The organism is Bacillus sp. DHT2 (assembly GCF_026241455.1).
GTDB lineage: Bacteria > Bacillota > Bacilli > Bacillales > Bacillaceae_G > Bacillus_A > Bacillus_A pseudomycoides.
On sequence record NZ_JAPHWH010000008.1, the window covers coordinates 44,364 to 58,066 of the forward strand.

The 13,703-nt window shown below is 35.7% G+C and carries 9 protein-coding genes; 5 read left to right on the forward strand and 4 right to left on the reverse strand.

What is annotated here, in order from left to right:
* Positions 1 to 34 precede the first annotated feature (34 nt).
* From ORL93_RS18625 to ORL93_RS18640, 4 genes are all read left to right on the forward strand, one after another.
* A complete protein-coding gene (locus tag ORL93_RS18625; protein WP_265959358.1) occupies positions 35 to 781 on the forward strand; it encodes an HAD family hydrolase in 747 nt (248 codons plus the stop codon).
* 157 nt (positions 782 to 938) lie between these two features.
* Complete coding sequence (gabT, locus tag ORL93_RS18630; protein ID WP_265959359.1) at positions 939 to 2,300, forward strand: 4-aminobutyrate--2-oxoglutarate transaminase; 1,362 nt, start codon at positions 939 to 941, stop codon at positions 2,298 to 2,300.
* A 331-nt stretch (positions 2,301 to 2,631) separates the two neighbouring features.
* Positions 2,632 to 3,993: a sigma-54 interaction domain-containing protein gene (locus tag ORL93_RS18635; RefSeq protein ID WP_097795224.1), complete on the forward strand. Its 1,362-nt coding sequence runs from the start codon at positions 2,632 to 2,634 to the stop codon at positions 3,991 to 3,993.
* Positions 3,994 to 4,190: 197 nt separating this feature from the next.
* Positions 4,191 to 5,642: an NAD-dependent succinate-semialdehyde dehydrogenase gene (locus ORL93_RS18640; protein WP_003194659.1), complete on the forward strand. Its 1,452-nt coding sequence runs from the start codon at positions 4,191 to 4,193 to the stop codon at positions 5,640 to 5,642.
* A gap of 293 nt (positions 5,643 to 5,935) precedes the next feature.
* Here the strand turns inward: ORL93_RS18640 and ORL93_RS18645 are convergent, their stop codons facing one another.
* Positions 5,936 to 7,165, reverse strand: a complete 1,230-nt coding sequence (locus ORL93_RS18645; protein WP_098161247.1) for an aminopeptidase — start codon at positions 7,163 to 7,165, stop codon at positions 5,936 to 5,938.
* Positions 7,166 to 7,394: 229 nt separating this feature from the next.
* On the opposite strand from ORL93_RS18645, the gene ORL93_RS18650 reads away from it, so the two are divergent.
* Positions 7,395 to 8,966, forward strand: a complete 1,572-nt coding sequence (locus ORL93_RS18650; protein WP_265959360.1) for a vanadium-dependent haloperoxidase — start codon at positions 7,395 to 7,397, stop codon at positions 8,964 to 8,966.
* Between the two features lie 148 nt (positions 8,967 to 9,114).
* On the opposite strand, the gene ORL93_RS18655 is transcribed toward ORL93_RS18650, so the two are convergent.
* The 3 genes from ORL93_RS18655 to ORL93_RS18670 form a co-directional block, all read right to left on the reverse strand.
* Positions 9,115 to 10,200 carry a polysaccharide deacetylase family protein gene (locus tag ORL93_RS18655; protein ID WP_265959361.1) on the reverse strand — a complete coding sequence of 362 codons (1,086 nt, stop codon included), beginning with the start codon at positions 10,198 to 10,200 and terminating at the stop codon, positions 9,115 to 9,117.
* Between the two features lie 484 nt (positions 10,201 to 10,684).
* Entirely contained in the window at positions 10,685 to 11,803 is a 1,119-nt protein-coding gene (locus ORL93_RS18665) for a polysaccharide deacetylase family protein (RefSeq protein ID WP_265959362.1), read from the reverse strand.
* Between the two features lie 538 nt (positions 11,804 to 12,341).
* Positions 12,342 to 13,538, reverse strand: coding sequence for a NupC/NupG family nucleoside CNT transporter (locus ORL93_RS18670; protein WP_018766499.1), 1,197 nt, complete (start codon positions 13,536 to 13,538; stop codon positions 12,342 to 12,344).
* Positions 13,539 to 13,703 lie beyond the last annotated feature (165 nt).

Below are 13,703 nucleotides of genomic sequence, written 5' to 3' on the forward strand. Positions count from 1 at the left end.
TGAATGTGAGAAGGGAAGAAAGGTAGGGTGTGTTATGGAGAAGATAAAGGCAATACTCTTTGATAAAGATGGAACATTAATGGATTTTCATTCGATTTGGATTAAAGTTGCAGAAGAACTTGTAGCTGAACTTATAGAACTACATCAATTACCTCAATCATTACAGCCAACCATTTTGGAAGAAATTGGTGTTAAAGGGGCGTTTGTTCATCCAAGTAGTGTATTAGCAGCAGGAACAAGCCTCGATATAGCGAAAATTTGTTGTAAGTATATACCGTCTGTTAAAGAGAGTGATATGCATCACTGGATAAGTGGAAAACTATTTACTCTTATGTACGAACATCGTTCACATATGAGAATGACAGCAGATTTACCAAGGGTTTTACAAACATTGAAAGATAAAGGTTTCATTTTAGGAGTGGTGACAGCTGATGATTTTGCACCGACAGAATTATTTTTAAAGCAGTATCGATTGGAATCTTTCTTTGATTGTATTGTAACTGCAGATACATTTCTGGCACAAAAACCAGATAAACAAATTGTAGAAGCATTTTGCGAGAAGTTTAGCTTGGATTCATCGGAAGTAGCGGTAGTTGGCGATACACCGACCGATTTACATTTAGCGAAAAATAGTGGCGGTTGTTATGCAATTGGTGTTCTTTCTGGGACGGGGGATCGACAAACATTAGCACCACTTGCCGATGTTGTACTAGATTCTGTAGGGGATCTTATTTCTAGCTCTGGTGAATTTATTTGGGAACAAAGGAAGTCTAATGTATAAATAAAATAAGTCTATGGAGACTCATAACAAGTCTTTATAGACTTATTTTTTATGTCGAAATACTAGGAATGTTAGAACAACACTACATTTGTAAATTGGCATACATCTTGCAATATAGAAAAAGAAAATCATAGCATAGAAAAGGATGGGAGAAACGATGAATACAAAATTCGCTAAAGTAAATGAACAAATTCCAGGACCAAAGGCAGCTTCTTTATTAGAACGCCGTCAAAATATCGTACCAAGGGGCGTGAGTAATGGGATTTCAACATTCGTACAGTCAGCCGATGGTGCGCTTGTAACAGATGTAGATGGAAATCAATTTATCGATTTTGCAGGAGCAATTGGAACGATTAACGTAGGACATTGTCACCCTGCTGTGAAAGAGGCGCTTCATAAACAAGTAGATCAATATATTCATACTGGATTTAATGTAATGATGTATGAGCCATATATTGAATTAGCAGAGAAGCTTGCTGCATTAGCTCCTGGAAAATTTGAAAAACAAGTATTATTTTTAAATAGCGGTGCTGAAGCAGTTGAAAATGCTGTGAAAATTGCTCGTAAATATACGAAAAGACCTGGCATTATTGCGTTTTCAAAAGGGTTTCATGGTCGTACATTGATGACAATGACGATGACAAGTAAAGTAAAGCCATATAAATTCGGATTTGGTCCATTTGCACCGGAAGTATATAAAGCACCATTTCCATATGAATACCGTCGTCCAGAAGGTTTAACAGACGAACAATACGATAACTTTATTATTGAGGAATTTAAGAATTTTTTAATATCAGAAGTTGCACCAGAAAGTATAGCAGCTGTTGTGATGGAACCAGTCCAAGGTGAAGGTGGTTTTATCATTCCAAGTAAAAAGTTTGTACAAGAAGTACGTCGTCTTTGCTCTGAACATGGTATTTTATTTGTAGCTGATGAAATTCAAACAGGATTTAGCCGTACAGGAAAATACTTTGCAATTGATCATTATGATGTAGTTCCAGATTTAATTACTGTTTCAAAATCATTAGGGGCAGGAGTACCGATTAGTGGCGTTATTGGCCGAAAAGAAGTTATGAATGAATCAGCACCAGGGGAACTTGGTGGAACATACGCTGGAAGTCCATTAGGCTGCACTGCGGCATTAGCTGTTTTGGATATTATAGAGAAAGAAAAATTAAATGATCGAGCTGTACATGTAGGAAAAGTTGTGATGGATCGATTTGAAGCAATGAAGAAAAAATATAATTGTATTGGTGATGTGCGTGGCTTAGGAGCAATGTGTGCGTTCGAACTTGTTAAAGATCGTACAACGAAAGAAGCAGATAAAGCATTAACAGCAAATTTATGCGCTGAAGCAAATAAACGTGGATTGCTCTTATTATCTGCTGGAACGTATGGGAATGTAGTTCGTGTATTAATGCCACTTGTCATTACAGATGAGCAGCTAGAAGAGGGGCTTACAATTATTGAAGATTCCCTGCAAGCTTGTTATGAGCAAGCGGATATAGCTCGTGTGTAAATAATAGAATGCAAATTGAAAAAACGGCATAAAACCTTTCTTTTTTTAGGTGGAGAGAGCATCCGTCCATGCATAGAAGTGGTCAGACTCTCTTCTAGCCTCATGCAAAGTTAGAACAAAGAGAGGAAACGACCATAGATTACCGTTTGTTCTTTATAGTAGCGCCTTATATGTCGGAAAATCAAAATGGATATATATAACATATTTGTGACCATTCTAGTTTGCTTTGTTGAATATACAGAAAATTCCCTTAAATGTAGGTTTCATTTTATAATGAAATGTAAGAGATAATAAAGTGAAGCAATGTACTTGAATTTGAGGAGTGGCTGGAATGGTTGCAGAAAAGGAACGAGCATTTATGGATTTAAAAGATGTATTTGAATATGCATTTGATGAGATTTTTGTTACGGATGAGGAAGGAACTGTTGTCCGTGTAAATAGTACATGCGAAAGACACTATCAATTATCTGCTGAGGAGTTAGTAGGTAAGCATGTAAAAGAACTACAAAAAGAAGGGATCTTTTATCCATCTGCAACATTAGAAGTAATTGAGAAGAAAAAGCCAATTGAACTTGTTCAGACAACAAAATCAGGAGAGTATTTACACGTTCGTACAAGGCCTGTGTTTGATGAACAAGGGAATTTGCGAAGGGTAATTAGTTATTCTCGTGATCTCACTGAACTCTACCAATTACGAAAAAAGGTCGAAGAGATGGATAATCAGTTAAAGACATATAAAAAAGAGTTAAGAGAAACGTATGAATATGAGGGGCTTATTTTTAAAAGTGTAGCTATGCAAAAAATAGTTACAACAATCAAAAAAGTTTCTGTGGTAGATAGTACGGTTCTTATTTTAGGCGAGACTGGTGTAGGGAAAAGTAGATTAGTGCGTCATTTGCATGAAGTGAGTCATCGTAAAAATGAAATGTTTTATGAAATTAATTGTGCGGCATTGCCGACAAATTTAATCGAATCGGAACTGTTTGGCTATTCAGGTGGTTCATTTACAGGTGCAAACCGCGAAGGAAAAAAAGGGATTTTAGAGCTAGCTCATAAAGGAACTCTTTTCTTAGACGAGATTGGTGAAATGCCACTTGAAATTCAGGCGAAACTGTTACAAGTATTACAAGAAAAAACATTCCGCTCAGTAGGAGGTAGGGAACTAAAAAAAGTAGATGTTCGTATTGTAGCAGCTACGAATAGAGATTTGGCTGAAATGGTGAAACAAGGTACTTTCCGAAAAGATTTATACTATCGTTTAAATGTAATACCGATTCATATCCCTCCACTTCGTGAAAGAACGGAAGATATTTTACCTTTAGTCTATCATTACTTACATCACTTTAACGAGAAGTATGGACGTGATGTAAAATTGGCCCCTAGTACTTTACAAATGTTTGTAGGGTACCCTTGGGAAGGGAATAATAGAGAAATAGAAAATGTGATTGAAAGAATTGTCATTACTGTAGATAACATTGTAACGATTGAAGACTTACCATTATCTATGCATGGATCAACAGTTGAACAGTCCGGTCAAAGCCTCTATAAAATGTTGGAAGAAGTAGAACGGAATATTATCCTTAAAGCGTATAAAACATATGGATCAAGCTATAAAGTAGCAGAGTTTTTGAAAATAAGCCAGTCTGCAGCGACGAGGAAAATTAAGAGGTTTATAGGAGAGGAATTTATATAAATACAAATTGAAAAAATGATATAGAACCTTTCTTTTTAGGGGGGAGAGAGCATCCGTCCATGCATAGAAACTGTCCCATTCCAAGTGAAAATAAAGAGAGAAAACGAGTGAAGGCTATTTCTTTGTTCGAATGCTTTTTTGAAAGTATGATAGAAATATAGAAAAAAATGAAGTGAATATAAAGGAGGAAGAAAACGTTGGATAAGAAAGCGACTTATATAAATTTAGAACAGAAAGCAATGTATATAAATGGGGAATGGATCGGGCTACAGGAACAAATTGAAATTAATAATCCTGCGACGCAGGAAGTATTTGCAACTGTTCCAAAAGGCGGGGTCATTGAGGCGAAGCAAGCGGTAGATGCTGCACATGAAGCTTTTAAATCTTGGTCAAAATTAACTGCAGCTGACCGTGCGCAAAAATTAAAAAAGTGGTTTGCACTAATTGATGAAAATAAAGAAGAAATCGCAGCAATTATGACGAAAGAGCAAGGGAAGCCATTTGCAGAAGCACTTGGTGAAGTGAATTATGCGAATAGTTTTGTAGAATGGTATGCAGAAGAAGGAAAGCGAGTATATGGTGAGATGATTCCAGCTTCTCATCCAGATAAACGCATCTTAGTAATAAAACAGCCTGTTGGTGTTATTGCAGCAATTACACCGTGGAATTTTCCAGCTGCTATGATTACAAGAAAAGTAGCTCCAGCGCTTGCAGCAGGTTGCACAGCAGTTGTAAAGCCTGCAAGTCAAACGCCGTTAACAGCATTAAAATTAGCTGAACTTGCACATGAGGCTGATATTCCAAAAGGCGTTTTAAACATTGTAACAGGTAGTGCAAAGGCTATCGCTGATACGTGGATGAATGATGGACGTGTGAGAAAGGTTTCGTTTACGGGATCAACTGAAATCGGAAAAGAATTAATGTGTGGTGCAGCGAAAACAATGAAAAAAGTGTCACTTGAATTAGGGGGGCATGCTCCGTTTATTGTGATGAATGATGCGGATTTAGATAAAGCTGTAGAAGCGGTAATTGGTTCGAAATTCCGTAATGCTGGTCAAACATGCATATGTACAAATCGCGTATTTGTACAAGAAGCGGTATATGGAGAATTTGCAGAGAAGTTTCAAAAAGCAGTAGGTCAGCTTAAGGTAGGAGATGGATTTGGAGAAGGTACGACTGTAGGGCCGCTTATTGATGCGAATGCAGTAGAAAAAGTAAAGGAACATATAGAAGATGCTATCCAAAAAGGCGGCGAAATCCTTTATGGAGGACAAACAATTGCAGAATTAAATGGTCACTTTATTGAACCAACTGTAATTGGAGGAGCAAACGATACAATGTTATGTATGAATGAGGAAACATTTGGACCAGTTGCGCCTGTTGCAAAATTTGAAACGGTTGAAGAAGTAATTGAACGAGCTAATAATACTCCGTATGGTTTAGCTGCATATGTATTTACAAAAGATATTAGTCAAGCATTTCAAATTAGTGAAGCATTAGAATATGGCATTATCGGTTTAAATGATGGCCTTCCATCAGTTGCACAAGCTCCGTTTGGCGGATATAAAGAAAGTGGTATTGGCCGTGAAGGGGGTCATTTTGGAATTGACGAATATTTAGAAATTAAATACATTTCTTTAGGACTATAATAAAGTAAAAAAAGGTTGTTTTCTAAAATGAAAACAACCTTTTTATTATGTGAGGATAAATTAATATAAAAGAATAAGTTTACATGAGTGCTTTCAATAGATCTGTTACTAATGGAATCACTTTACCAACGAATGTTAAAATCGCAATTGCTGTTGGCATGAAAACTCCTCCTTTTATTTTGAATATTATAATAACAAAACTTTATACATTGATTATATTAAGGCAGTATACTAAAAAGTGAAAAGAGCCTTTTTCTAGGAAAATGGCTCTTTTCATTAAATAATTTGTATTCTTAGAATGCCCAGTTACCTTTACGGAAAATTGGTTCATGTGTTCCGTCAGCTGTAATACCATCAATATCAAGCTCTGCTGAACCAATCATAAAGTCTTCGTGTGTAATACTAGAGTTTGCTCCATTTTCTGCAAGCTCTTCTTTTGTCATCGTTTTACCACCATCTAAGTTAAATGCATAAGCATTCCCAATTGCTAAATGGCAAGATGCATTTTCATCAAATAGCGTATTATAGAATAAAATGTTTGTATTAGAAATCGGTGAATCATGAGGTACTAATGCGACTTCTCCTAAGAAGTGAGAGCCTTCATCTGTTTCTACTAAATGTTTTAGTGCTTCTTCGCCAACATCAGCTTTGTAGTCAACAATGCGACCATTTTCGAATGTTAGTGTAAAGTTATCGATGATGTTACCTGTAAATACTAATGGTTTTGTGCTCGATACTTGACCGTTTACACCTGTTTTTAATGGCATAGTAAAGACTTCTTCTGTCGGAATGTTAGCCATAAATGGTATATTCTTTTCATTTAAGCTACCAGCGCCAGCCCATACATGTTTTTCTGGAAGTTCAATTGTTAAATCTGTTCCAGGACCTGTATAGTGAAGAGCTTTATAATGTTTTTCGTTTAAGTAGTCTACTTTTGTATGTAATGTTTCATCATGTTCTTTCCATGCTTCAACAGGATTTTCTAAATCTGCACGAGTTGCTTGGAAAATTGCATCCCATAGCTTTTCTTGTTGCTCTTCTGGTGCTACATCAGGGAATACTTTTGCAGCCCATTCTCTCGTAGGAACAGAGATTACGCACCAGCTTACTTTATCTGCTTGTATATAATCACGGTATACCTTCATTGCTTCTCCAGCAACCTTATGAGCACTTGCAATTCGTTTTGAATCTACACCTTTTAATAAATCTGGATTTTCTGCATAGATAGACATAAATGCAGCGCCTTCTTTTGCCAATTCTTCACGTGCATGTGCCTTCCAAGCAGGGAATTCTGAGAATGCTTCTTCAGGAGCTAAATCAAATTTTAAACGTGTTAATACCTCATCGTTCCAATCTACATATACATGCTTTGCGCCTGATTTATATGCTTTTTCTGTAACAAGACGGACAAATGGAGCTGCCTCAAGTGGCGCATTAATAGATAATGTTTGTCCAGGCTGAATATTAACACCGACATTTACTGCAAGAGCAGCATACTTTTCTAATGATTGTTCAAATGACATAGGTATAATCTCCTTTATTCAAAAGATTTCTTATATACATAATACAAGAAAATTTAAAAAATATAAACGGTGCCTCAATTATATTAATCTTAATTTCGTATTTTGACGATGTGTTGTGAGAAAATGGGCAATTGATTGAGTAGAATAATCAGGTAAACAAGCATAAATATATATTAAATAAGATTTGAAAGAAAATGGTTATGAGTATGTAGTGTGAAAGGTTGATAAAATGGGACGAAATCCGAATCGAAATAGAAAAGATTGTTATCCATATATAGAAAAGAATTGTGAGATAGGACCTATGTCCCCATATGAGCGTTGTGATAAGGCATTCCGAGTTCGTTTTCAAGCTGCAGATTATCAAAAAGGTATTCCTCTTCCAGTTCAATTCTGTAACGGAGATGAAGAATTGTTTGATAATAAAATTGCTAGCTTCTCCAAGGCTTTACCACATAATTCTTTAGGGGAAGTTGATATTTATGCTTATAAAAAATGGATTGAGGCACTTAAGAAGGGAAAGCCAGATGCTTTTGAATGTTTAACGCTTGGTGGTGTAGTGAAGCTTGCCAATCCACAAGCAGCTTATGCTTATGGGCTAGAAGGACCGGATTCTCACCATTTAAGTATCGCGGTACCTCCAGCTTTTAGTAGTGCCTGGGAAGCAAGTGAAATGACTGAACTGTACTGGCAGGCATTGACACGTGATGTGCCTTTTGCTGAATATAATAGTAATTCTCTTACTTTAGCAGCGGCTTCTGAATTATCAAGTTTGTCGGATTTCCATGGACCTAAAGTTAATGGTAGCGTTACTACAGAGACTTTGTTTCGTGGTGGAATACCTGGTGGTCTGATAGGACCTTATATTTCTCAATTTTTATGGCAAGATGTTCCCTATGGAGCTACAACAATGATTCAAAAATATCGTACTACTGTATCTGATAAAGATTATATGATTGCTTACCAAGAATGGCTGGATATCCAAAATGGTTTATCTCCGAAGGAAATTATATTTGATACAGTCACTCGTTATATTCGTAATGGTCGTGACCTAGCTGAATTTGTTCATCAAGATTTTTCCTACCAAGCTTGTCTTTCTGCGTGTTTGATATTACTTAGCTTTGGAAAAGGAGCATTATCATCCAATAACCCCTACTTACATTCAAAAACTCAGAATGGTTTTGTTACCTTCGGTGCCCCTCATATTTTGGATTTAGTGGGTAAGACGGCAAAGGCAGCACTTGAAGCGGCATGGTGTCAAAAGTTTTTAGTTCATTGCAGAATCCGCCCTGAAGAGTTTGGAGGGCGTGTTCATAATCAGCTAACAGGTGATACTCATTATCCGATTCATCCAGAGTTATTAAATTCGCAAGTTATTTCCGAAGTATTTAGCAAGTTTGGAACGTATTTACTCCCGTTAGCGTATCCTGAAGGCTGTCCGACTCATCCTGCATACCCTGCGGGACATGCAACTCTTATGGGAGCTGGTGTCACTGTATTGAAAGCCTTTTTTAATGAATTGTTTGTCATTCCAAAACCAGTTGTAGCGAGTTCTGATGGTCTTTCTTTGCTCTCTTATTCAGGACAACCTTTGAAAGTCGGAGGGGAATTGAATAAGCTTGCTACCAATATTGGGATTGGCCGTGGTACAGCTGGTGTTCATTGGCGTTCTGACACGATAGAAGGCTTAAAGCTCGGGGAAGCAGTAGCGATTGGAATTCTGAAAGATCATAAAGCAACCTATAACGAAAAATTTAATGGCTTTTCTTTTACTAAATTCAATGGTAAGTTTATAAAAATTTAATAGTAGTAAACGATTTCCTTATTGAAATTATCCCATATCGTTAAGAGTTATTAAAAAAATGAGTGCGATATGAAAAGTATCGTACTCATTTTTCTAGTTATAATAATCTTTATTCTTACTCGATTATTTATGGGTAGTAAACCCAAGTTTATTTAATAGAAGTAGCAAACTGTTCAACTGTAGTAGTGTTGTGCATACGAACGCGTTTCATTTTTAACAGTTCATCTGGCTCACCTTTTGTAATGAACTGTCCTGGTTTTGTCGTTGTCGCAAATTGATAATATTTCTTTGTTTCTTCTACAACTTTATCATTTACATGACCAAACGGGTATGCAATTGCAATGACAGGTTTACCAGTGATCTTTTCAAGCTTTTCTTTTGAACCCTTTAACTCTCCCTCATAGTTTGTGATTTTCGGTAAATCAGCATGTGTTGCTGTATGAGATTGGACAGAGAAAATACCCGAATCAACCATTTCTTTTATATCCGCGGTGGATAAGGAGCCTTCTGCATCGATGTTATCAACAATCATATATTCGGTTGCTGTCGGCTTAAATGTATCGTCTTTTAACTTTTGTAGAATATGAAATGCATTCATATTATTTTTCATACCATCATCAAACGTAACAAGAATTGGTTTATTTACTTTATTAATATCATTCCAACGTTCGAACGTTAATAATGTATAGCCGTTTTCTTTTAAATATTTCATTTGCGCTTCGAAGTTCGCAGGTGAGACAAATAAGCCTTTTATTCCTTGACCATAATAATCCTCAATCGCGTGATACATTAAGACAGGAACATGCTGCTGAAACGTGATGGTGGATGTTGTGAGCAGAATACTTTTTCCACCTTCTTTTAAACCAGATGCTTCAATTTGATATTCACCACGTTTTCCGTCAAATTCTTTAATATCAAAAGGAATTGCAAACTGTTTGTTTTTATCTTTGGATGAAAATAATTTTGCGCTTTCTTTTCCATCAGCAGTTCGCCAAATTTTATATTGTACCTCGGTTAAAGAATCTTTTAAATCCGTTATATGGATAGCTGTATTTGTGGATTCATGTGTAATAGAACTCCAAGATATTGTACCCTGTGGTTGCACTTTTTCTACTTGCTTTTTTGGCTGTTCTTGAACCATTTTCTCTTTTTTAGGTTCATTATTTGTATTGTTAGAATTACACCCTGCTAGAATGGCAGATGTACATAAAGCAATAGCTGCATATTTTTTCATAACGATCACCTTCTATTGTGTATTCACTTTTTCCCCGCATGAACGGGCAGTAAGACCCTCACCTTAAGATTCAGAGAGAAATGAAGAGGTCGGGCTGATTAAAGTTTCACTTTATATCGTTATAGTAAAGTGATGGTAGTTCAAAGAAACAAATAGTTAAGATGTTTCTCTACTTCGAAGTCTTTTACTTTTTGCAGGCTTGTTCAGCGTTATGATCATGTAGCCAACAACAAAAATGAAAGGAATTAAAAATACATAACTAGGGATGCCGAGAACATAATGACTTTTTATGCTGAAAAATAATAAATGTAGGAAATCAAAAAGAGCATGTAATTTCATTTGTACCTCCATTAATCTTTTTACAAATTATAACATTTATAAAAGTGGAGCTAAATGTTCAAGGCTAAAATTTAAGCTAATTTTAAAGTTGGAAAAATAAATAAAAGAAAAGGCTACTTTTTCATGAAAGCAGCCTAAAAAACGATTAATATTTTTCTTTCACAAGTGATGTAAACTGCGCCATTGTTGTATTAGGGCCAACAAAATGTCGCTTAATTAAGTATTGTTCATTTGGTGTGCCTTTTGTAATATGAGTTCCATGATCGGTAGTTACCGCAAATTCATAATGTTTCTTTGTTTCTTCCACAGCTGGGTCATTATAAGAACCTACTGGATAGGCAAGGGCGATCACTTTTTTGCCTGTAAGATTTTCAATTTTTTCTTTAGATACACGTAATTCTTCATCATAATTACTTGTATAAGCCATCATTGCATGATTAGCAGTATGAGATTGAATGGAAAAAATACCCGAATCAAGCATTTGTTTTATATCATCTGTCGTAAGACGATTTGGTGTATCAATAGTACTTGAAACGAGGAATTCGGTTGCTGCTGGTTGGAATTTATCATCTTTTAATTTTTGCAAAATATGAAGAGCGTTCATATTATTTTTTCGGCCATCATCCATTGTCACAAAGACAGGTTTATTGACACGATTTACCTCGCCCCAACGTTCAAACGTTAACATTGTATAACCGTTATCTTTTAAATATTGCATATGTTTTTCAAATTGTTCTGGTGGTACATATAAACCTAAATCGCCATCACCTGGTCCAGGATATTTTTCAATAGCATGGTACATAAGGAAAGGTGCATACTGCTGGAATGTAATCGTAGATTTCACTAGAGGAACTTCAGTGTTGTCATTTTTTAATCCCACTGTTTCAATTTGAAATTCTCCACGTTTTAAATGAAATGATTGTAAATAAAATGGGAGAGCAAAATCACGCGCTTTTTCTTGTGATACAAAGGTTTGTTTACTTGTAGGTCCATCAGCTGTACGCCAAATATTGTAACGCACTTCCTTAAATGAATCTCTTAAGTTCTTTGTATAAAGTGTCGTATTCTTTGCATTGTATTCAAATGGATCCCATGAAATGAGTCCTTGAGTTACAGGTATTTCTACTGCTTTGGCTTGTACTTCTTTCGTCTCCTTTTGGCTCTTGTAAGTTGCTTCTTTTGTCTGTTTTTCACTAGTAGTGCTAGTGTCACAACCTACGAGAATAGCAGAAGAAAGCAAAGCGATACATGCATATTTCTTCATAATATCATCCTTCTATTGTGTTTTTAGTTTTGTCTCTTATATGTAATAATTTCTCTATTTGTCTTGTTATAAGAGATTATTGATTCAAATATTTCTATTTGAATCATACCCTTGTCTATCATATCACTATGAAATATAGAGGGGAATATCTCTTTTGGGAGAATTCGACAAAAATGCAGTTCAATTGCATGGAATTTGTCTTATATAAAATTTTGTAAATAAAAACAATTGTAGTTATAGATTGCCTTATGAAAAAAGATACCTCCGAAAAATAGCTAATTTCGGAGGTATCTTTAAAAACGCTTTTTTTACTTTTGGGTTTTTGTTGTTGGATATTTCTTTCACTGTAAACAGACAGAATACATCTTCTGGCCAATACTAGTATATATATATTTCTTAATATAAAAAAGAAAAATCGTATTGAAAAATGTATGCAATATTGCATATGATTACATTTCATTTGCAGATTGGTGACCTTCGCTCATAAAAAAATCACCCCAACATTCCAAAATGGAAGGAAGGATAGGGTAATTCATTGTTAAATAAATAATCCAGCAATCGTAGCGGATAAAATAGAAGCAAGTGTTGATGCAAATAGCATTTTCCAACCAAACTTAGATACGACACTTCCTTGTTTTTCGGAAAGGGCACGAATTGTACCAACGATCGCACCGATTTGGCTAATACTTGCGAAGCTAATTAAGAATACGGTAACGATTCCAACTGTACGTGGAGATAATGTTTTTGCAACTTCTTTTAAATCAAGAATAGCCACAAATTCATTTAAAACAATTTTTGTTCCCATGATTCCGCCAGCTGGGATAATATCGTGAGCTGGAATACCCATTAGGAATGCAAATGGTGCAAGAATGTAACCGAAGATTTGTTGCAGTGTAATCGCATGGCCCATTGCGCCTGAAGCTGCGCTAATTACATAGTTTACAACTTCCATCACACCGATAAAGGCGATCATTAAAGCAGCAACGATACCGGCTACTTTTAAACCATCTAATGCACCGTTAATCATTGCACCGATAAAGCTGTCTCCAAATAGACTTCTATCGAATTTCTGAACTGTTTCTTCTTCTTTCTTTGTATCAACTGGTGTTAATAAAGAACAAACAATTAAGCTAGAGAATAAGTTCAGTGGCAGAGCTGCTAGTACGTATTTCGCATCTAACATCATTACGTATGATGCTGTAACAGAAGCTGAAACGGAGCTCATTGCTGAACAGCAAATGATGAACATACGGTTTTTATTAAAATGCTGTAGGTCATTTTTAATAACGATTAATGCTTCGCTTGAACCAAAGAATACAGAGTTTACCGCATGGAATGATTCAACGCGTGGTAAACCAGTAATTTTGGAAATTGCACCGCCGACAATTCGAACGATGAATGGTAAAACACCTAAATAACTGAAAATAGAAAGTAGTGCTGAGAAAAAGACAATAATTAATAATACATTTAAGAAAAAGACAAAGTCTCTTTGAATTCCATTAAAGAGAAAATCGACACCTGTCGTACCAAGTTTAATTAGTTTGTTGAAAACCTTACTAATTAAAATGATGATCTGTTGACCAATTTTTGTGCCAAACATAAACCAACCAATTAAAATTTGGAAACCAATCATAATAGCAATTGCACGGAAGTTGATTTTACTTTTGTTGTTTGACAAAGCAAAACATAAACCTAACACGACAAGAATGCCGATAACGCTCATTACATATTGCATGTAGTTGCCCCTTTCAGAAGTTCGTATAAAGTTTTTACATAAAACGCTCATTATATAACTATATAAATACAATTTGAAAAACCGACATAAAAACCCTTTCTTTTTAGATGGAAGAGAGGATCCGATCAAGCATAGAAGCGGTCAGAGCCTTTTTTAGCCCCGTGC